This window comes from Stenotrophomonas sp. 116085_Sma (assembly GCF_056479585.1).
The window spans coordinates 4,145,368-4,166,164 of record NZ_CM151057.1 but is presented as its reverse complement, the minus strand read 5'-3'; the positions used below and the strand labels follow the sequence as shown (position 1 = coordinate 4,166,164).

17 protein-coding genes are annotated in these 20,797 nt (G+C 66.4%); 11 read left to right on the top strand and 6 right to left on the bottom strand.

Translation table 11 applies throughout. The features are described 5' to 3' along the window. Positions 1–98: 98 nt before the first annotated feature. Genes ACZK0Z_RS19280 through gnd form a run of 3 tightly spaced genes read left to right on the top strand, consistent with a single transcriptional unit; the run spans position 99 to position 2,858 of the window. Positions 99–689, top strand: a complete 591-nt coding sequence (locus ACZK0Z_RS19280; protein WP_197632642.1) for a DUF2242 domain-containing protein — start codon at positions 99–101, stop codon at positions 687–689. Positions 690–706: 17 nt separating this feature from the next. Then, the gene (locus ACZK0Z_RS19275; protein WP_197632643.1) at positions 707–1,942 is read left to right on the top strand and encodes a hypothetical protein; all 1,236 of its coding nucleotides are present in this window, start codon (positions 707–709) and stop codon (positions 1,940–1,942) included. A 10-nt stretch (positions 1,943–1,952) separates the two neighbouring features. Beyond that, positions 1,953–2,858: a phosphogluconate dehydrogenase (NAD(+)-dependent, decarboxylating) gene (gene gnd, locus ACZK0Z_RS19270; protein WP_049429378.1), complete on the top strand. Its 906-nt coding sequence runs from the start codon at positions 1,953–1,955 to the stop codon at positions 2,856–2,858. A 346-nt stretch (positions 2,859–3,204) separates the two neighbouring features. Here the strand turns inward: gnd and ACZK0Z_RS19265 are convergent, their stop codons facing one another. Beyond that, the gene (locus ACZK0Z_RS19265) at positions 3,205–4,248 is read right to left on the bottom strand and encodes an oxidoreductase (RefSeq protein WP_197632644.1); all 1,044 of its coding nucleotides are present in this window, start codon (positions 4,246–4,248) and stop codon (positions 3,205–3,207) included. 170 nt (positions 4,249–4,418) lie between these two features. Between ACZK0Z_RS19265 and ACZK0Z_RS19260 the strand changes: the two genes are divergently transcribed. The 4 genes from ACZK0Z_RS19260 to ACZK0Z_RS19245 all read left to right on the top strand — a co-directional run bounded on the left by ACZK0Z_RS19260 (position 4,419) and on the right by ACZK0Z_RS19245 (position 8,805). Beyond that, positions 4,419–4,802, top strand: a complete 384-nt coding sequence (locus tag ACZK0Z_RS19260; protein WP_049429380.1) for a BON domain-containing protein — start codon at positions 4,419–4,421, stop codon at positions 4,800–4,802. Positions 4,803–5,034: 232 nt separating this feature from the next. Beyond that, a complete protein-coding gene (locus ACZK0Z_RS19255; RefSeq protein ID WP_197620006.1) occupies positions 5,035–6,852 on the top strand; it encodes a sensor histidine kinase in 1,818 nt (605 codons plus the stop codon). Next, complete coding sequence (locus ACZK0Z_RS19250) at positions 6,849–7,289, top strand: response regulator (RefSeq protein ID WP_005411057.1); 441 nt, start codon at positions 6,849–6,851, stop codon at positions 7,287–7,289. Before ACZK0Z_RS19255 ends, ACZK0Z_RS19250 begins: the two co-directional genes overlap by 4 nt. A 4-nt stretch (positions 7,290–7,293) precedes the next feature. Continuing rightward, entirely contained in the window at positions 7,294–8,805 is a 1,512-nt protein-coding gene (locus ACZK0Z_RS19245) for an ATP-binding protein (RefSeq protein ID WP_049429382.1), read from the top strand. A gap of 80 nt (positions 8,806–8,885) precedes the next feature. On the opposite strand, the gene ACZK0Z_RS19240 is transcribed toward ACZK0Z_RS19245, so the two are convergent. Beyond that, positions 8,886–9,626: a proteasome-type protease gene (locus ACZK0Z_RS19240; RefSeq protein WP_049429383.1), complete on the bottom strand. Its 741-nt coding sequence runs from the start codon at positions 9,624–9,626 to the stop codon at positions 8,886–8,888. A gap of 91 nt (positions 9,627–9,717) precedes the next feature. Between ACZK0Z_RS19240 and folK the strand changes: the two genes are divergently transcribed. Further along, positions 9,718–10,203 (top strand): 2-amino-4-hydroxy-6-hydroxymethyldihydropteridine diphosphokinase, encoded by a 486-nt coding sequence (gene folK / locus ACZK0Z_RS19235; RefSeq protein WP_100443680.1) that lies wholly within the window; start codon positions 9,718–9,720, stop codon positions 10,201–10,203. Positions 10,204–10,278: 75 nt separating this feature from the next. Here the strand turns inward: folK and ACZK0Z_RS19230 are convergent, their stop codons facing one another. Continuing rightward, positions 10,279–11,016, bottom strand: a complete 738-nt coding sequence (locus tag ACZK0Z_RS19230) for a pteridine reductase (protein WP_049429385.1) — start codon at positions 11,014–11,016, stop codon at positions 10,279–10,281. Between the two features lie 59 nt (positions 11,017–11,075). On the opposite strand from ACZK0Z_RS19230, the gene ACZK0Z_RS19225 reads away from it, so the two are divergent. Further along, positions 11,076–12,260, top strand: a complete 1,185-nt coding sequence (locus tag ACZK0Z_RS19225) for an SAM-dependent methyltransferase (RefSeq protein WP_197632645.1) — start codon at positions 11,076–11,078, stop codon at positions 12,258–12,260. Continuing rightward, positions 12,257–12,649 carry a VanZ family protein gene (locus ACZK0Z_RS19220; RefSeq protein WP_049429387.1) on the top strand — a complete coding sequence of 131 codons (393 nt, stop codon included), beginning with the start codon at positions 12,257–12,259 and terminating at the stop codon, positions 12,647–12,649. The genes ACZK0Z_RS19225 and ACZK0Z_RS19220 overlap by 4 nt, the downstream gene beginning before the upstream one ends. A 125-nt stretch (positions 12,650–12,774) precedes the next feature. On the opposite strand, the gene ACZK0Z_RS19215 is transcribed toward ACZK0Z_RS19220, so the two are convergent. From ACZK0Z_RS19215 to ACZK0Z_RS19205, 3 genes are all read right to left on the bottom strand, one after another. Continuing rightward, a complete protein-coding gene (locus ACZK0Z_RS19215) occupies positions 12,775–15,129 on the bottom strand; it encodes a beta-N-acetylhexosaminidase (RefSeq protein WP_197620007.1) in 2,355 nt (784 codons plus the stop codon). Positions 15,130–15,240: 111 nt separating this feature from the next. Then, positions 15,241–17,949, bottom strand: a complete 2,709-nt coding sequence (locus ACZK0Z_RS19210; protein ID WP_049429389.1) for a TonB-dependent receptor — start codon at positions 17,947–17,949, stop codon at positions 15,241–15,243. Between the two features lie 143 nt (positions 17,950–18,092). Beyond that, positions 18,093–19,109, bottom strand: a complete 1,017-nt coding sequence (locus ACZK0Z_RS19205; protein WP_197632646.1) for a glucokinase family protein — start codon at positions 19,107–19,109, stop codon at positions 18,093–18,095. Between the two features lie 377 nt (positions 19,110–19,486). Here ACZK0Z_RS19205 and ACZK0Z_RS19200 point away from each other — a divergent pair, with 377 nt between their 5' ends. After that, entirely contained in the window at positions 19,487–20,776 is a 1,290-nt protein-coding gene (locus tag ACZK0Z_RS19200) for a sugar MFS transporter (RefSeq protein ID WP_049429391.1), read from the top strand. The last annotated feature ends 21 nt before the right edge of the window (positions 20,777–20,797 follow it).

The following is a 20,797-nucleotide window of genomic DNA, read 5'->3' as shown; positions in this document are numbered from 1 at the left end:
ACCGGCGCATGAACCGGGAACAACGTGGGCGGTGTTGTCGACCTGCCGCACACGGTGGCGGGACTACCCTTGGCGGTACCGTCCTCGCAGGAGTACCCATGCGGGCCTCCCGTCTTTCCAGCGTTGCCGTGGCGCTGTCCGGCGCCCTGATCCTGTCGGCCTGTGGTGGTCGTGCCGCAGACAGCACGCTGCTGCGCGAATCCTTTGATTCCAGCGATACCTTCTCGCGTACCGTCGATGGTCGCCCGGGGGATGCGTGCGAGGCTGCGCGGCGCACCCTGCTCAGCCAGGGCTATGCCATCGCCCGTTCCGACACGGCGCAGGTGGAAGGCAACAAGAATTTCCAGCCGCGCGAGGACGACCATGAGCAGCTGGTGCTGCGCATTTCCTGCGCACCACGGGGGAACCAGACACTGGTATTCGTCAGTGCCGTGCAGGATCGCTATGCGTTGAAGAAGAGTCCGACTTCGGCCAGCGTCGGTGTTGGCGCGTTGGGTTCGGTGTCGCTGCCGTTCGGCAGCAACGACGACTCGCTGGTGAAGGTGGCCAGCAGCACGGTCACCGATGCCGAGTTCTATCGCCGCTTCTTCCAGCGCCTGCAGCAGTACCTGCCATCGGACACCGGCACGCCTGCGCCTCCCGCGTCTGCAACTCCCGAACCCCCACCGGCCAGCACGGACCAGGGTTGATTGTGCGCGGTAGATGGATGGCCGTGGCCCTGCTGCTGCCTGTGCTGGGCGCGACAGCCACGCCGCTGGACTGTACACAAGGGCTGCTGCAGCGCCTGGGCTGGCACTTCGAAGCACGCGCGATCAGTGCACCGCAGGTGCATGGTGGTCCTGTGTGCACGCGCGCGTCGCTGCCGGAGGCACAGGCGGCGGGCGATCTGCGCGTGCAATGGCCGGTGGACATGCCCGCTGTAGCGCGCAAGGCGTTGCTGCAGCAGGTGCTGGACGATCCAGCTACGGTTTGCGCCTACGCCTTCCAACTGGGCGCCGCCACGCAACGTGCCGCTAGTGCACTGCAGGGCAATCCAGGATTCCGTTTCTCTGGCCTGCAGCTCGGTTGGATCGGCTTCGGTCTGCACGGCGCACAGGTGCAAGGTTGGCAGCGCACGCGAAGCTTCGGTCGTGGTTTCGCGCCCACTGCGGGCAACAGCCAGGCGCTGCAGGCGTTCTACAGCGGCAATGTGCGCGCCGAATGCGGGGTCGGTCGCCAGGTCGCTCAATTGGCCACCCAGCGCGAACTGTATGGCGACACGGCATTCGATGCTGAATTCGCCGCAGACGAACTGTCGATCGGCACCTTCCTCGCATTGCACGAGACCGACAGCATCCTGCTCGGCGCACATGCGGGTGATCTCTTCGCCGATGGCAAGGCGATACGCACATCGGCGATGGGCCAGCAGGCCTTCGTCGGCGTGCCTGGTTTCATCGAACATGTGTACGACAAGGGCACGCTGGACGACCTGAGCAACCAGGCCGAGAACTTCGTGGTGGTGTCGGTGGGCGAGGAGGCCGCGCAGGCCCTGGCTGCGCACGGCGGCCTGGCCTGGTACGACCAGCGCAATGTCGAACTATGGAAACTCGCGCAGGACATCCCGCGTATCGGCCAGCGCTACTTCGAGCGCCTGCTGTTCGAGCGCGATCCGGACCTTCGTGCACGGCTGGAACCGCGCTACCACGCCACGCTGGCACGCATGGACCAGCTGCTGGACGATCCGTTCTACCAGCAGTTCGTGATCTATGTGCACCCACGCGGTATACGTCCCATCGGCTACCACATCGCCCGCCTGCTCGACCGCAACCCGAGAACTCCGTTTTCGATCGACCTGGCAGTGCACAATCTGCATACCACGCTCTACCGGCGTTGGCGCGAGGCGCAGCTGCGTCACTGCGCGGCTACCGGCAGGCCAGGCAGCCTGACCCTAGACCCCAACTGAAGGTGAAACAATGGATATTGCAATGATCGGCCTCGGCCGCATGGGCGCCAACATGGCCCAGCGCCTGCATCGCGGCGGCCACCGCGTGGTCGGCTACGACCCGGGCGAAGGCGCCCGCCAGCGCGCCGCCGAGGCTGGCCTGGAGGTGGTTGATTCGCTGGCCGCCGCGGTTGCCGCGCTGCCGGTGCCACGCGTGGTGTGGCTGATGGTGCCGGCCGGCGAAACCGTCGACCAGACCCTGGGCCAACTGACCCCGCACCTGGCCGAGGGTGACATCGTCATCGACGGCGGCAACTCCAACTACCAGGACTCGATCCGCCGCGCCAAGGCGCTGGCCGAGGATGACCTGGGCTACGTGGACTGCGGCACCAGCGGTGGCGTGTGGGGCTTGCAGGAAGGCTACAGCCTGATGGTCGGTGGCGAAGCGCCGGTGGTGGAGCAGATCACACCGCTGCTGCGCACGCTGGCACCGGCCGAAGATCGCGGCTGGGCACGTGTCGGACCGTCTGGCGCCGGCCACTTCACCAAGATGGTCCACAACGGCATCGAGTACGGAATGATGCAGGCCTATGCCGAAGGCTTCGCGCTGATGGAGCGCAAGCAGGAGATGGAGCTGGACCTGGCGCAGGTGGCCGAGGTGTGGCGCCACGGCAGCGTGGTGCGTTCCTGGCTGCTGGACCTGAGCACCGAAGCGCTCAAGCGCAATCCCTCGCTGGATGGCATCGCGCCATACGTGGAGGATTCCGGCGAAGGCCGCTGGACCGTGGCCGAAGCGATCGCACTTGATGTGCCGGCACCGGTAATCACCCTGTCACTGCTGGAGCGCCTGCGTTCGCGCGAATCCAATTCGTTCACCGATCGCCTGCTGTCGGCGATGCGCAATGAATTCGGCGGCCACGCGATCAAGAAGTCGTAAGCACTGCGGTGGGTTCGGAGCCCTTTCCGTAGGAAAGGGCTCCGAACCCATCAACCCATTACTGTGTCGACCAAGGTCGACACCTACCAGATCCGATCCAGTGCCGACCAACGGTCGGTACCCACCAACAGCAGCAGGTTCCAATAGCCCGCAGGAAACTGTCGAAGGCGGGGTGGCTCAGGTTGCGGGGGCGTGAGCGCCAGGGATGGCGCGACCGAGGCTACATGGACGTACTTGCGCCGTCCCCCGCGGCCTGAGCCACCCCGCCATCTCACGGATAGCTTGCTTTTGACGTTGCCGTTGCCGTTGCCGTTGATTCGGCAGGTGCAGGGCGCAGCCCTGCCGATCATCCCAACTGCATCCGCCGCCCCTCGCGCGCGCTGTCCATGCCAGCCTGCAGCAGCCGCATCAGCTGCAATGCCTGCACCGCGCTGACCGTCGCTTCGCCGTCGCCGTGCATCGCCGCGGCGAACTGTGCATACAGCCGCCGGTAGTCACCCGGGAGGTTGTCGATCGTTGTCCGCTGCACGTTGTCTTCGGCGTCGCAGCGCACCAGCTCGCCATGCCGCGGGTCGATGCCCCAGCCGGGTGCACCGGGTGCAACACCACGGCGCAGTTGCGCTTCCTGCACATCCAGGCCATGTTTGATCCAACTGGCCTTGCTGCCATGCACGCTGAAGTGCGGTGTGGGCGCTGCCACCAGAGAACCGGAATGCACGATCGCGCGATGCCGTGGGTAGTGCAGCACGGCGTGGAAGTAATCGATGCCGCTGCCGCCATCGCGCTGCACGGCCAGGTCCGCGTCGATCGCTTCGGGCCAGCCGAACAGCACCAGCATCTGGTCCAGCAGGTGCGGGCCCAGGTCGTACCACAGGCCACTGCCGGGACCATCCTGTTCGCGCCAGCGGTCGCGTACCTGTGGACGGTAGCGATCGAAGTGCGCATGGCACTCGGCAATGTCGCCCAGCGTCCCGTCCGCAAGCAGCGCCTGCAGCGTGAGGAAGTCGGCATCGAAGCGCCGGTTCTGGAACACGGTGGCGATGCGTCCGGCATCGCGTGCCGCAGCCAATACCGTTTCCGCTTCGGCCACGTCCAGCGCGAACGGCTTGTCGACCAGCACATGCTTGCCCGCAGCCAGTGCCGCGATTGCCAGCGGCGCATGCTGTTCATTCGGCGTGGCGATCACTACGGCATCCACGGCCGGATCGTCGAACACCTCCTGCGGCGTGGCACGCACGTGCACGTCGCTGAACGCGCGCAGCAGCGTGTCGCGTTGCGAACTGACGATGCTGTGCAGTGCCAGGCCCGGTGTGTGCTGGATCAGCGGTGCGTGGAAGACACGGCCGGCGAGGCCGTAGCCGATCAGGGCCAGTTGCAGGTCGGGGCGCATGACAGAGCTTCGGGAGTGGGAAGGGCAGGGTAAACGACGCGGGGTCACGAGCCCAAGCTGAACGGTTGTCGTTGCCGATGCCCCGATTCACGGCGGCATGACCGCAACGCCACGCCTGCTCCACGTCTGCTTGTCCAGACTGGCAGCACATTCCGAAGGAGTACGACACGATGAGCAATACCACCCGCACGCTGATTGCTTCTGCCCTGACGCTGGGCCTGGCGCTGTCCTCCTCGGCCGCGTTCGCCAAGGATCCGGCTGCAAAGAGCCCGCCGACCAGTGCGCATCCGGCGACCCATGCTGATCGCCACGATTCCAACGAGCCGGTGACCGATACCTGGATCACCACCAAGGTGAAGGCCGACCTGCTTGCCAGCAGCAACGTTCCGGGCACCGAAATCAAGGTGGAAACGGTGAACGGCGTGGTCAGCCTGAGCGGTGCCGTGGCCACCCAGGCAGAGAAGGACAAGGCGGTCACCACCGCCAAGGGCATCAAGGGCGTGACCCGCGTTGATGCTGCCGCGTTGAAGGTCAGCGCTGCCGCCAAGCGCTGAGCCCTATCGGGCGCCCCAAGCGGGGCGCCCGCCGCCATGTAGAGCCGAGCCCATGCTCGGCTGCCTTTGGGTTCGAGCCGAGCGTGGGCCCGGCTCTACAGGTGTGATTGCCAACCCGTTCAGCCAACCGGGCCGGAAAGCCCAGTGTTGTGACCGCCTGCGCTATATTGCCGGTTCCGCCGCAGCTGGGCAGGTCCCGGCCGACGCTCCGCGGCCGTGCTGAAGAGGAACTATGGCGCTGGTTTTCAGTGACGACATCTGGGACCGCTGGCGGTTGCCGGCCTTGGCACTGGCGGCTGCCGCGATCATCGCGGTGCCGTGGTTGACCCTGCGCAAACTGCAGCAGGACAACGAGCAGGCGATGGCTTGGGTGAACCATACCCAGGCCGTGAGTGTGGCCCTGCAGCAGCTGCAGGCCGATGTGCGTGACGTCGAGTCGGCGGCGCTGACCCTGTCCAAGGGCGTGGACGCACCGGGCCTGCGCGAGCGTATGGCCAGGGCCAACGACATCCCCGGGCGCCTGGCGGAGCTGGGCCGGATGACCCGCGACAATCCCGACCAGCTGATCCGGATCGGCCGCATCGAATCGATGCTGGAAGGGCGCATGGCACTTGCCCGTGAGCTCGCCAGATCCGAGCCCAACAGCGACCAGCGCGAACTGGTGCAGGATCTCAGCACGCGCTACCCGATTCGTGGACTGGTTGAAGAACTGCAGGACAGCGAGCAGAAACTGCTGACATTGCGTGCCGAGCAGGCCGCGCGCCAGCGCAAGCAGACCGAGCTGGTGTCGTGGAGTTCGCTGGTGGTGCAGCTGGCGCTGCTTGGTCTCGTGCTGTGGCTGCTGCAGCGGCAGATCGGCCGCCGCCTGCATGCCGAACGGCAGTCGCTGCGCTCGGCCGCACGCGCCGCCTCGGTGCTGCAGACCGTTCGTGAACCCATCGTGCTGCTCGACGGCGACCTGCGCGTGCAGCTGCATAACCCGGCCTTCGCCGAGTTGTACGGGCTTCAGGACGAGCGTGCCGATGGCCTGTTGCTGGAAGCCGTCGGTGACGGCGCCTGGAAGGACGCCGTAGTGCGCCAGCGCCTGTCCGACGTGCTGCTGCGCGGTCGCGAACTGTGGGATTTCGAGCACGAACAGCGCACTGCCGATGGCATGGCGCGCTACATGCTGCTGAACGCGCGCCGCATGCCGTTGCCCGATACCGATGACGAAGTGGTGCTGATGACGGTCAGCGATGTCACCATGCAACGTGCAGTCCAGCTGCGCGTTGAAGAGCTCAACCGCCAGCTGGAAGGCAAGGTCGCTCAGGTATCGGAGGTCAATCGTGAGCTGGAGGCCTTCAGCTACTCGGTGTCGCACGACCTGCGTGCACCGTTGCGCCACGTGGCCGGTTTCTCCGACAAGCTGTCGCGCCACCTCGGCGACCAGGCCGATGACAAGAGCCGCCACTACCTGGACGTGATCTCCAGTTCGGCCCGGCGCATGGCGGCATTGATCGACGACCTTCTGGTCTACTCGCGGCTGGGCCGCGCGGCGATGCGCCAGCAGGCGGTGGACATGCAGTCGCTGGTGGCCGATACCCGCGCCATGCTCGATGCCAACCTGCAGGCCGAGGCCGAGAACAGCGGCCATGCGCACCAGGTGGAGTGGAGCATCGCGCCGCTGCCGATCGTGGTGGGCGACGAGAACATGATCCGCCAGGTCTGGCTGAACCTGCTCGGCAATGCAGTGAAGTATTCGGGCAACCGCGAGCCGGCGAAGATCCGCGTGGACTACCAGCCGCAGCCCGATGGCGGTCATCAGTTCACGGTCAGCGACAATGGTGCAGGCTTCGACATGGCGTACGCCGGGAAACTGTTCGGCGTGTTCCAGCGCCTGCACAAGGCCAGCGACTACCCCGGTACCGGTATCGGTCTGGCCAGCGTGCGCCGCGTGCTGACCCGCCATGGCGGCCGTATCTGGGCCGAGGCCGAACCGGACGTCGGCGCCACCTTCCACTTCTACCTGCCTCCCGCGATCGACGCGGACAAACAAGGTCCCTCTGCATGACGACTCTGCGCACCATTCTTCTTGCCGAAGACAGCCCGGCCGATGCCGAGATGGCGATCGATGCCTTGGAAGAGGCGCGTCTGGCCAACCCCATCGTGCACGTCGAGGATGGCGTGGAAGTGATGGACTACCTGCTGCGCCGCGGCGCCTTCGCCAACCGTGAGGAAGGCCTGCCGGCGGTGCTGTTGCTGGATATCAAGATGCCGCGCATGGATGGCCTGGAAGTGCTGCGGCAGATCCGCGAGCACGAAGAGCTCAAGCGCCTGCCGGTGGTGATCCTGTCGTCCTCGCGCGAGGAAAGCGATCTGGCCCGGAGCTGGGACATGGGCGTGAACGCTTACGTGGTCAAGCCGGTGGACGTCGACCAGTTCTTTGGTGCGGTGCAGACCCTGGGCAAGTTCTGGGCGTTGATCAACCAGGCACCGGAACTCGAGTGAGCCCATGCCCCTGACCGGTCCCGCCCTGGGGGCGCTGCGCATCCTGCTGGTGGAGGACTCACCGGAAGATGCCGAGCTGATGTCCGAACAGATGCTCGAGGCGGGCCTGGAGGCCCGCTTCGAGCGTGTCGAGAGCGAGGCCGAGCTGCGCCAGGCGCTGGCCGCGTTCCAGCCGGACATCGTGCTGTCCGACCTGAGCATGCCGGGGTTCTCCGGTGACGATGCGCTGCGCATCGTGCGCGAGACCTCGCCGGAAGTGCCCTTCATCTTCGTCTCCGGCACCATGGGTGAGGAGAACGCGGTGGCGGCGCTGCAGAAGGGTGCCAATGACTACATCATCAAGCACCTGCCGGCGCGCCTGCCCTCGGCGGTGGCGCGTGCGATCCGCGATGCACGCAGTGCGATCGAGCGCGCACGGGTGGAAACCGAGCTGATGCGTGCACAGCGCCTGGAAAGCCTGTCGCTGCTCGCGGCTGGCCTCAGCCACGACCTGCGCAACATCCTGCAGCCGTTGCTGATCATGCCGGACCTGTTGAAGGCGCGTACCGACGATCCGCAGCTGCACCACCTGGCCGATGTCATCGCCGAGTGCGGTCGCCGTGGCCATGAGATGGCCGAATCGATGCTGTCGTTCGTGCGCGGTTCGCGCAAGCCGAGCGAGCGCATCGAGATCGACGGCCTGTTCGATGCGGTGGCTCTGCTGTTGCGCAGCAACGTGCCCGACGCCGTGCGCCTGGAGCTGCAGGTGCAGGACGAAGGCCTGGTGGTCGATGCCAACTACACCGAACTCCAGCAGGTGATGCTGAACCTGGCGCTCAATGCGATCCAGGCGATGCCCAAGGGCGGCCGCCTGAGCCTCACCGCCAGCCATGCAGGCCAACGCGATGGCGTGGACTGGATGCATATCCGCGTGGCCGACGAAGGCATCGGCATGGATGCGGACACGCTGTCGCACCTGTTCAATCCGTTCTTCACCACCAAGGCCGATGGCACCGGGCTGGGGCTGATTTCCTGCAAGCGCATCGTCGAAGGTGCCGGCGGCAGCATTCATGTCAGCAGCCAGCCGGGGCAGGGCACCTGCTTCGAACTGCGCCTGCCGATGCACGAAGCCATCGACGGCGGCGAGCCCATCGAGCAGCTGGTGGCCTTGGGCAGCGGCCAGTCGATCCTGGTGGTCGATGGGGAAGCCACGCGCCTGTCGCTGCTGGGCAATGCGCTGTCCAGCCAGGGTTACCAGCTGCAGCTGGCCTCTGACGGCCCCGCCGCGCTGCGCTGGATGCAGCAGGAGGCGATGCCTGCGCTGGTGATCGCCGATGCAGGCTCCAAGCTGCTGCCGGCCAGCCAGCTGCTGGGCGAGATGGCCACGCTGGGCTATCGCGGCCCGGCACTGGTACTGGAGGACCCTGCAGTGCCCGTCGCGGCCGATGCATTCCCGGATGGCGTGGAGGTGCATGTGCTGCACAAGCCGCTGCAGATGCAGCAGGTGTTCCGCGCGGTCGCCGAAGCGCTGGGGTGATGCCGCTGGGGTTCTGTAGAGCCGAGCCCATGCTCGGCTGCTGTTCGCATTGACCTCGACAGCCGAGCGTGGGCTCGGCTCTACAGGGCGGTTTCCCACGGGAAGCGTGGCAGGGCGTCCACCGCCTGTTCCAGGCGCCGTGACCAGTTCTGGTGGATATCGGCATACAGCGCTGAATCCGCACCCAGCCGCAGTTGCTGGCCGATGCGCAGCTCACCGCCGCGCACCAGCGCCAGGTCGATCGGCAGGCCCACCGACAGGTTGGAACGGATGGTCGAGTCCAACGAGACGATCGCCGTGCGCGCCGCGTCCTCCAGGCGGGTGGCCGGGCTGAGGATGCGGTCGAGGATCGGCTTGCCGTACTTGGACTCACCGATCTGCAGATAGGGCGTCTCCGGCGAAGCAGCGATGGCGTTGCCGAGTGGATAGACCATGTACAGCCCCGGCCGCTCGCCGGCGATCTGGCCACCGAAGATCAGCGTGGCCTGGGTGTTGACCCCGTCATGGCCGTGCTCGCTGTGGCTGCTGTGCACCTGGCTGTCGACCAGCAGCTGGCCGACATACTCGGCAGCCTCGAACAGGTGGGTCATGTCGCGCAGGTTGGGCGTGCGTCTCTCGTCGGCGTCGCGCCCCAGGCGCGACACCAGCAGCTGGGTGGTGGCCAGGTTGCCGGCCGCCATCAGTACGTAGGCTGCCTGGCCGGGGTACTCGAACACGTGCAGCTTGCGGTGCACGCGCACATCGTCCAGCGAGGCATTGGTCCGGGTGTCGGCAGCGAAGACCAGGCCCTCGTCCACCTCGATTCCAACGCAATAGGTCATGTCGGTGCCCTATCATGTGCGTCCCGGATTGTAGGCAGGCCGCCGTGACGACGGCATGTCCACGCCCCCCAAGTGCCGTCACCTGAACCGCATGACCACCGTGCTCCTGAGCCTGGGCAGCAACGTCCAGCCCCGCCGCTACCTCCACGCCGCGGTGACGGCCCTGCGCGAGCGCTTCGGCGCACTGCAGGTGTCGCCCGCCTACCGTACCGCCGCGGTCGGCTTCGACGGCCCGGCCTTCCTCAACAACGCCGTGGCGATCGACACCGACCTGCCGCTGCAGGAACTGGACGACTGGCTGCATGCGCTGGAAGACGCGCACGGCCGCGACCGCAGCGGGCCACGCTTCTCGGACCGGACCCTGGACATCGACGTGGTGTTCTACGGTGACCTGGTGGTGGAAGGCCCCGGCCATCTGCGCATCCCGCGCCCGGAGCTGAAACACGCCTTCGTGCTGAAGCCGCTGGCAGACATCGCGCCGGATTTCATCGACCCGGTCAGTGGGCAGGATCTGGCCACGCTGTGGCGCGCGCACCGGCAGCATGGCGAAGCGTTTGAGATCGTTGATCTGGAATGATCAGGTTGCGTTGGGGTCAGATCCCTTTTCCCGCAGTGAAAAGGGATCTGACCCCGTCGTCCGTCCTGCCCGGTGTCAACTGACCGTGCGCCCACCATCCACGCGCAATGTGTGGCCGGTGACGAAGCCGGCTTCGGCCACCAGCCAGTAAACCGCTTCGGCAATCTCCTCGACTGTACCGATCCGCGCCAGAGGCGTGCGCGCCAGCAGCGCCTCGCGGGCGAAATCGTCCTTGCCCTGTTCCGGCCACAGGATCGCGCCGGGCGCCACCGCATTGACCCGCACCTTCGGCGCCAGCTCCAGCGCCAGCGAACGGGTAGCCATTTCCAGCGCGGCCTTGGCCATGGTGTAGGCGATGTGGTCGCGCATCGGGTCGGTGCCGTGCAGGTCGGTCAGGTTGACGATGCAGCCTTGCTGGCGGCGCAGGTAGGGCGCGGCGGCCTGTGACAGCAGCAATGGCGCGCGCGCATTGACCGCATACAGCTCGTCCATCGCCTCGGCGGTCACCTGGCCGAGCGGGGTGGCATAGAAGTTGGAGGCATTGTTGACCAGCGCGTCCAGGCGGCCGAAGTGGGTGACGGCCTGTTCCACCAGATCGGGCAGGGCGTCGGCGTCACGCAGATCGGCCTGCAGCGCCAGCACGCTGCCCGGGCGCACGTTGTCGAAGTCGAACGCGGCCTGCTGCAGTTCCGCGCTGGAGGTGTTGGCGTGCAGCACCACCGACCAGCCGCAGGCGTGGAACTGGCGGGCGATGGCCGCACCGATCCGGCGCGCGCTGCCGGTGATCAGGACCACGGGGTGGGTATCGCTCATCGAGGGTCCTCCAAGGCTCGGCTATCCTGTGCACCATTGTCACCGCATTCGAAGACGCCATGCAGCCCACCTTCCCCCTGCCCGAAGCCGATGCCCTGGCCCACAGCGACCAGCTGGCTGCCGCCCTGCGCGCCGAAATCCTTGCGCAGGGCGGGGCAATGCCGTTCTCCCGCTTCATGGAGCTGTGCCTGTACACCCCCGGCTGGGGCTATTACAGCGCCGGCGCCAGCAAGTTCGGTGGCAGTGGCGACTTCACCACCGCGCCCGAGCTCGGCAGCCTGTTCGCCGGCAGCGTGGCCAATGCGCTGGCCCCGGTGTTCGCCCAGCTGGGTGCGCAGGCGCGGATGCTGGAGCTGGGCGGCGGCACCGGCGCCTTCGCCGAGGCGGTACTGCTGCGCCTGGCCGAGCTGGACGCGCTGCCGTCGCGCTACGCCATCCTTGAACCCAGCGCCGACCTGCGCGAGCGCCAGCAGCAGCGCCTGCAGCAGAACCTGCCGGCCGAACTGGCCTCGCGTGTGGACTGGGTCGACCGCCCGTTCGAAGAGGACTGGGAAGGCGTGGTGTTCGCCAATGAAGTGATCGACGCACTGCCGACCCCGCGCTTCCTGATCCGGGATGGCGAGGTCTATGAGGAAACCGTTGAACTGGATGGCGACGGCAATTTCATCCGCGGCGCGCAGCCGGCCGACATCCTGCTCAATGGCGCGGTGCGCCACATCGAGCGCTATCTGGAGAAGCCTTTCGCCGAGGGCTACCGTTCCGAAGTACTGCCGCAGCTGCCGTACTGGCTGCAGGCGGTGGCCGGCGGCCTGCAGCGTGGCGCGATGCTGTTCGTCGATTACGGCTACAACCGCGGCGAGTTCTACCAGCACGATCGCGACGACGGCACCGTGCGTGCCTTCTACCGCCACCACGTGCACAACGACGTGCATCGCTGGCCGGGCCTGCAGGACATCACCGCATCGGTGGATTTCACCGCGATGGCCGAGGCGGGCATGCACGGTGGTTTCGAGCTGGCCGGCTACTGCAGCCAGGCCAGTTTCCTGCTCGGCAACGGCCTGGACCAGGTGCTGCTGCTGGCCGAAGAGCGTACGGATGAGGTCGGTCGCATCCAGCTGCGCGACCAGGTGAAGAAGCTGACCCTGCCCACCGAAATGGGCGAGCGCTTCCAGGCGATCGGTCTGCAGCGTGGCGTCGACTTCGAGCCGGCCTTCGAACTGGGTGACCTGAGCTGGCGCTTGTGAGCAGTGCGTTGCCGGTGATCAAGCCGCTGCGGCGGCCGCGGCTGTGGACCGTGTTGTGGGTGCTGGCGGTGTTGCTGGTGGTCGTGGTCTGCCTGATTCCACCACCGCCGATTCCGCTGCCGGAAAACAGCGACAAGGGCGAGCACTTCCTCGCCTACTTCATCCTGGCCGGCAGTGCGGTACAGCTGTTCCGTCGCGGGCGTCCGCTGCTGTGGGTAGGCGTGGGCTTGGTGCTGATGGGGATCGGCATCGAGTTCGCGCAGGGCGCGCTGACCACCAACCGCACCGCCGACCCGATGGATGCGATTGCCAACACTATTGGCGTGCTGGTCGGCATGACCACGGCCCTGACCCCGCTGCGCGACCTGCTGCTGCGCTGGCGCGGGTGAGGTTCCTGTAGAGCCGAGCCCATGCTCGGCTTTCCGGTTGAAATGCAGCCGAGCATGGGCTCGGCTCTACAGTAGATCCACGCCATGCGTGGATCCGGCCGCAAAGCGCCAACCAAGGTTGGCACCTACCTGAGCGTCACCTCATCCAGCACCCACATCGCCGGGCGCGTGTCGCCGGTGAAGTTGATGCACAGGTCACCGGTGCCCTGCGTGCCCTTCGGCAGCGTGGCCTTCAGGGTCACGAAGCCATCGGCATCCGGCTTGGCCGGCAGCGGTACTTCAGCCAGCACCTTGCCGCTGCAGTCGCCGCGACGCACCAGCATTTCGCCATGCGCCCGCTTGGCTTTCTCGAAGCGACGCTTGGGTTCGTCGTGGGCCAGCTGGAAGTAGTACGGAATGCGGCCCGCGCGGACCTCCACGCTGCCGATGCCGTCCAGCTGTGCCTGCGGCCAGCGCCAGCACGGCTGGAAGATGTCGACATTGAACACCGCACGCGTTCCCTCGCGCGGGCCGTCGTCTTCCAGGCGCAGCACCAGGCCCTTCGTGCCCACGCAGCTGAGCAGCTCATCGCTGCGGCGACTGAGCAGCGACTGCGTGGTGAATGCCGCCACCGTCGGCTTCGCCGCCAGCATCCGTCCCTGGTAGAACGCGGCGGCCTGCACGGTGGCGGGCAGCGTCGCGGTCAATGGCTGCTGGTACAGCGGCGACTGCGCGCTCACCGCCTGGCCGTCGGTGCTGTAACGCACCTCATAGCCCAGCGGATTTGCCAGCGACACGGTCACGGTGTTGCCAGCTCGGTTGTCGGTGTAGTCCACACCCACTTCAAACGGCGTCTGCGCGTAGGCCAGGCCCCAGGCGCGGTAGCGCTGCAGCTGGGAGGGCAGGCGTGCGAGGAAATCGCGGAAGTCGCGATGCTCCGGTGTACTCCAGCCGGTCTCGGCCACGGCGGCCAGGCGCGGGAACAGGTTGTGCTGCAGGCGTGCGTAGGTGCGCGTGTGCTCGGTGAACATGTTGGCCTGCAGGCCGAGGATGTGCCCGCGCTTGTCGGCGGCCAGCTCGGCCGGCACCGGTTCGAAGTTGTACAGCTTGCCGAGGTTGACCTGGGTCGGGCGGCCCGGCGGCTCGTTCGGCGAGGCCGTCTGCAGGTAATCCAGATAGAGGTATCCGACCGGCGACATGATCACGTCATGGCCGGCGCTGGCGGCGGCCAGGCCGCCTTCGGTACCCTGCCACGACATCACCGTGGCCTGCGGCGGCAGGCCGCCTTCGAGGATTTCATCCCAGCCGATCAGGCGCCGGTCGTGCTCCTCCAGGAAGGTCTCCAGTCGCTTGATGATGTGGCTCTGCATGGCCATCTCATCCTTGATGCCCAGCGCACGCATGCGCTGCTGCACCTGCCTGGAGGCTTTCCACTGGTCTTTCACTGCCTCGTCGCCACCGACGTGCACGTACTTCGCCGGGAACAGCGCGATTACTTCTTCCAGCACGTTCTCGAGGAAGGTGACGGTGCTGTCTTCGGTGTTGAACAGGTTCGGGAACACGCCCCATTCGCTGATCGGCTTCAGCGGGGTATTGATCGAGCCCAGTTCCGGATACGCGGCGATCGCCGCGGTGGCATGGCCGGGCACATCGATTTCCGGGATCACCTGGATATGCAGCTTGGCCGCATAGGCGATCACCTCGCGGATCTGGTCCTGCGTGTAGAAGCCGCAGTAGGGATGCTCCTGGCCGCTGACCGGATCAATGCCGCCATCACCGGCGGGCAGCCGGCAGCTGCCCACGTCGGTCAGCTTCGGGTAGCGCTTGATCTCCATGCGCCAGCCCTGGTCATCGGTCAGGTGCCAGTGGAAGGTGTTGAGCTTGTGCGCGGCCATCGCGTCGAGCACGCGCTTGATCTCGTCCAGGCTCTGGAAGTGCCGGGCGGAATCGAGCATGAAGCCGCGCCAGCTGAAACGCGGCGCGTCCTGGATCTGCACCGCGGGCAGCACCCCGTTGCTGCCGCCGGTGGCGAGCTGGGCGAGGGTAGTCGCGCCATAGAAAAGACCGGTTTCGTTGCCGGCCTGGATCATCACGCCCTGCGCGGTGCTTTCCAGCGTGTAGCTTTCGCCGCTGTCGCGGAAGGTGGGCACGATCTCGAAGCGGATGCTGCCCGACTTGGCTGCCGCCGTGCCCTTGGCCGGCGCAAGGCGCGGGCCGCCGCTGCGGGCCAGCAGGTCGGCGAACTGGTTGGCGACGCGTTGCGCGGCTTCGCCTTCGGCCTGCAGCACGGTGTCGGCGCGGACGGTGATGCCGTTGCCCTGGCCGCGCTGCACGGTGGCCGGGGCCGGAATCAGCATCAGGCTGCCGGCGCGCAGCTGTGGGCCGGGTGCTTCAGCGGCGGGCGTGGGATCGGCGGCGAGTGCCGGCAACGCCGGCAACAGGGCGAGCAGGCTGCCCAGCAGCACTGCGCTGCGCATCCGGGCGCGGGAAGGCTTGACCATCGGTACGACTCCTTGGAACGGTGCGATGAACGCTATACATGAAAAACGCCGGGCCCGGAATGACCCAGGCCCGGCGTGCGTGCACGACTCGGCGATATTGCCGCCGCTGGATCAGTACTTGAAGCGGAAGTTGAGGTAGTACTGGCGACCGTTGCTGTAGAACGAGGTCGGGATGGCCGCGGTCTGGTAGTACTTGTAGGTCGGGTTGTTGAGGTTGAGCGCATCGAAGCTGATGCTCAGCCAGTCGGTGGCCTTGTAGCTCAGCGACGCCGACAGGGTGCCGAAGTCATCCTGGTAGTACGGGTTGGCACCGGACAGGCCGATCAGGAACGACGAACGGCGGGTGTAGCTGACGCGTGCACCGAAGGTATCGTTCTCGAAGTAGGCACCGATGTTGTAGGTGTTCTTCGAAGTACCCAGCAGGTTGTCGCTGCCGTCGGCCCAGGTGTGGTCGGTGCTGCCATCGGCGTAGGTGTAGTTGGCATTGACACCGAAGTACTCGCCGATCGGCTGCTCATAGGCCACTTCGATACCGCGGACCTTGCCGTCGGCATTGCGCGGGCGGGAGATGTTGTATTCCTCGAGACGGTTGGTCAGCTCGCTGAACAGCATCTCCTTTTCGGTGCTGAAGGCCACGTAGTCCTTCAGGCGCATCGAGTAGGCACCGATCGACAACATGCCGCGCGGCATGAAGTACCACTCCAGGTTGGCATCGAAGTTGGTCGACACCACCGGCTTCAGCTTCGGATTGCCGCCGCCGCCTGTCCGGTTCAGGTCCGAACCGTAGGACGAGGCACCCAGTGCCGAGAAGTCCGGTAGGGTCTGGGTCTGCGAGGCGGCCACGCGCAGCACCAGGTCGTCGCGCAGGTCGTACTTGAAGTTGGCGCTCGGCAGCACGCGGTTGTGCTTGTTCTCGAAAGCTTCGCGGGTCCACGCGCCGAACAGGCTGCTCACGTCCGGCACGGTCGAGCCGGTGGCGGCGGCGTAGGTATCGATATCCTGCTTGATGCTGACGTAGCGCAGGCCGACGTTGCCGCTCCAGCGGTCGCCGCTGAAGTTACCCTGTACGTATGCGGCAAAGTTCTTCTCGGACACCTTCCACTCGGCGCCGTAGTTGTGGCGGCCGGTCGGGCCGTCATTGCCGGACAGCCAGGTGGAGTTGTTGGTCACCGCTTCCTTCAGTGCACCCGGGGTGAAGTACCACAGGTCACGCGGGAAGCTGCCACCGATGCCGTTGGCAAAGCCGCCGGGGAAGTTGGCCGTAGCGCCGTTCTTCAGCGCATTCCAGATCGCGCCCGGGGTTGCGCCTTCCGGCGACTTGGCCTCGCGCTTGTGGTCGCCGAAGCGGGCGCCGAAATCGATCGAGTTCAGTACGCCAGCGTCGGCGAAGTACTGGTTGAAATCGAGCGTAGCCCACTTTTCCTTGTCGATCGCGGTGACCTGCTGGTTGCCCCAGGTGCCGAAGTCGGTCACGCCGCTCGGGCCGATGTTGCCACCGACGTTCCAGTCGATCGGCGAGCCGTTGCCATGGGTTGCCCAGGTGGCGCCGCCACCACGGGCCAGGTTGACTTCGGCGATGTACTGGCGCGGCGTTTCGCCGGTGCCCTTGGTGCTGCCGGCCTGGAACTTCATGCCCAGGTTGTCGCTGATCTGCCAGTCGGCATCGAAGGTGATGTAGTTGGTCTTGGCCTTCGACTCGCGGTAGATCATGTCGTACACCGCGTAGTCGCGGTCGGCCTGGCCGGCGAAGGTGGCGTTGGACAGTACGCCATCCTTGACGACGTAACCCGGATTCGGGGCCTGGCCCGGAATCAGGATCTTGTTGCCATTGGCATCTTCAACGGTGCGGTCGTTGAGGATGCGGCCGCCCCACAGCATGAAGTTGCGGTTGTAGTTGTTCGCCTTCAGTTCCGAGCTGAAGCCTTCCAGGCCCAGGGTCAGGTTGTCCATCGGCTTGAACTGCAGCGAGATCAGGCCGCCCTTGCGCTCGCGGGTCTGTTCGAACAGGGTCGAGCCGAGCAGGCCCGGCGCGTACACGCCGGCCAGGTCCGGGTTGGACTTGGCCACGGTGCCATTCGGATCGATCTGGAAGAAGCCGCCCGGGATTTCCTGCGCTTCGCGGCGCAGTTCGCGCTTCTGGCTGAAGGCCTGCACCATCACACCGAAGTTGCCTTCGTCGTTCTTGTAGTTGAACAGTGCCGACAGCTGCGGGTCGTTGGACTTGGCCTGGTCCGAACGCACCATGCCGATGGAGCCTTCCGCCGTGAGCTGCTTGGAGAATTCCAGCGGCTTGCGGGTGAGGATGTTGACGGTACCGGTGGTGCCACCGTCCTGCAGCTTGGCCTGCGAGGACTTGTTCACCTCCACCGAGCGCACCAGTTCCGACGGCAGCAACGAGTAGCTGACGCTGCGGCCGACGTTGTTGCCCTGGCTGAGCACGAACCAGTCGGCGGTGCCGACGGTGTGGCCGTTGATCAGGGTCTGGGTCAGGCTCGGGCTGGTGCCGCGCAGGCTGACACGGTCGGCTTCGTCGAAGCCGCCTTCGTCGGCGCTGGACGAGCTGATGTTCACGCCCGGCAGGCGCTGCAGGGTGTCGGCCACGTTGTGCGCGGGCAGCTTGCCCACGTCTTCGGCGGTGACCACCTCCACGCGCGCATTGGCTTCGCGCTTGGTGTCCAGCGATTTTTCCATGGATCCACGGATGCCGGTGACCTGCACGGTATCCAGGTCGGTGGCGGTCTGGGCGGCCTGCTGCGCATGCGCACTGAAGGCGATGCAGCTGACGATGGCGGCCGAAAGCAGGGTCTTGCGGGTGTTCATGATGTCTCTCCTCATCACTCGATTGGATGCCGGCGGCGGTGTTCGGTTACGGTTGCGAAGACATGCGCGGGGCGGCGGCGAAGTCCCGTGCGTTGGCGTGCCACGTACTGCGTGCTGCGATTGCGTTGAAGCCTGTTGCGGTGTCAGGCGGCCGACTGCTGCAGGTACCAGCTGGCAGCGCCGACCACGCCCAGCTGGCCGTGCTCGACGACCTTCACCGGGATGCGTGCCAGTGCTTCGCCCATCGGCCCCTTCTGCAGGTAGCGTTCGACGAAGGTGCTGGCGTGCAGGTATTCGCGGATCTGCGGCAGGATGCCGCCGGCCAGGTAGACGCCACCATGGGCGCCATAGAACAGGGCCATGTCGCCGATGGTGCTGCCGAGCAGGCCGCAGAACACATCCAGCGCCTGGCGCGCATGCGCATCGGTATCGGCCATGGCGGCGGCGGTCACCGCATCAGGGCTGGCCAGCGTCGGCACCTGTCCCTGCAGCGCGCACACCGCGCGGTACAGGTTCATCAGGCCGGGGCCGGAGATCGCATGCTCGATCGACACATGGGCGCGGTCGCGCTGCATGTGGCGGACGATGGCCATTTCCAGTCCGGTGCTCGCTGCCAGGGTCGGCTGGCCGGCTTCCGTGGGCAGTACCACCGGGCCGTGCGCGGTGGGGATCCACAGCGCGGCACCAAGGCCGGTGCCGGGGCCGACCACCAGCGTCGGGCCGCGCGCAGCGGTCTCCGGCCCGCACAGGTGCAGCACGCCACTGGCGTCCACCTGCGCGGCGGCGTAGGCCACGGCTTCGAAGTCGTTGACGATGTAGACCCGCTGCAGGCCGACATCGGCCTCCACCTGGCGGGCCGACAGCGGCCACGGCAGGTTGGCGGTGATCACCGTGCCGTCCTCACGGGCATAGCCGGCGCTGGCGACCACGCAGTGCGTGGGCCGTGGGCCTTCACCCAGGAAATCGGACAGGATCGCGCTGAGGCCGCCATGGTCGGCGTTGCGGTACTTCCGGTACTCCAGCACCTGCACCGGATGGGAGGCGTCGCCACTGGCCTGGACCAGGGCCACGCGCACATGGGTGCCACCAACGTCGGCAGCCAGGAACGAGGGCGCGACTCGGGACAGGACATGGGCCGGGGCGGGGTGGCTGGCGGTCACGCGGGCTCCTGCTGCAGGTGGGGCCGGCCCCGGGTTCGGGGGCAGCGATTGGGGCGGAGTCTGTAACCCCGCTGACAACGATGTCAACGAGTTCGTGACACTTTCGTTGCTGCGTCGCAACGAATGTGGTGTGCAGTAAACGTTTACATGGCGTGAGCATGGGTTTCACGCTGGAACCGTTGCTGCACGGGGCTCAAGGGCTGTGGCGCATTCAGCACGATCCGTTGCGATCGGGTTGCGCAGTGCAGCACGAGGTTCACGCGGCCACGCAGGGAAGTTGACAAACCGCGGTTGTCCATCGAAAGAATGTGACAACGTTGTTCCCAGCCACTCTCCGACGCCGCGTTCTGCGGCCGTCGCCGCAGGAGCCCTTCCCGATGTCCGCCGTCTCCGCTGCAAGCGTGCGCCCCAATGTGGCCACCTCCATCGCCATCGTCGGCGTGCTGTTCTTCCTGATCGGCTTCTTCACCTGGCTCAATGGCCCGCTGATCACCTTCGTCAAGCTCGCTTTCGAACTCAGCGAGGTCGGCGCCTTCCTGGTGCTGATGGTGTTCTACCTGTCCTACTTCTTCCTGGCGCTGCCGTCGTCATGGATCCTGCGCCGCACCGGCATGAAGAAGGGCCTGAGCCTGAGCCTGCTGGTGATGGCCGGTGGTGCCGCGTTGTTCGGCGAGTTCGCCACCCAGCGCTGGTACCCCGGCGCGCTCGGCGGCCTGTTCGTGATCGGCAGCGGCCTGGCCTTGCTGCAGACGGCCATCAACCCTTACATCTCCATCCTGGGGCCGATTGAAACGGCGGCGCGGCGCATCGCGCTGATGGGCATCTGCAACAAGATCGCCGGCATCCTGGCGCCGATCGTGATCGGTACCGTGGTGCTGCATGGCATCGGCGATCTCTCGGCAACGGTCGCCGCCGCCGATGAGGCGACCAAGGCACAGCTGCTCAACGAGTTCGCCGCCAAGATCCACGCGCCGTACCTGGCCATGGCCGGCCTGCTGGTGCTGCTGGCGGTGGGCGTGCTGTTCTCGCCGCTGCCGGAAATCAAGTCGTCCGAAGCCAATGCCACGCCGGTCGCGGCCGGTGCCGCCGAACGTCGCAGCATCTTCCAGTTCCCGCACCTGTGGCTTGGCGTGCTGTGCCTGTTCGTCTACGTGGGCGTGGAGGTGATGGCCGGCGATGCGATCGGTACCTACGGCCACGGCTTCGACCTGCCGCTGGACCAGACCAAGATGTTCACGGCGTTCACGTTGTTCGCCATGCTCATCGGCTACGTGGTCGGCCTGCTGGTGATTCCCAACGTGGTGTCGCAGTCGCGCTACCTGACCTTCTCTGCCGTGCTGGGCGTTGTGTTCTGCCTGGGCGCCTGGGCCACCCACGGCTACGTGTCGGTGGCCTTCGTGGCCCTGCTGGGCTTTGCCAACGCGATGATGTGGCCGGCGATCTTCCCGCTGGCCATCCGCGGCCTGGGCCGCTTCACCGAGACCGGCTCGGCCCTGCTGGTGATGGGCATCGCCGGTGGCGCGATCATTCCGCAGCTGTTCGCCGTGCTCAAGCAGCACATCGACTTCCAGCTGGTGTTCGTGCTGCTGATGGTGCCGTGCTACCTGTACATCCTGTTCTACTCGGTGATCGGCCATCGCGCTGGCCTGCCGCAGGACAAGGCCTGATCGGCGATGATGGACGGCAGC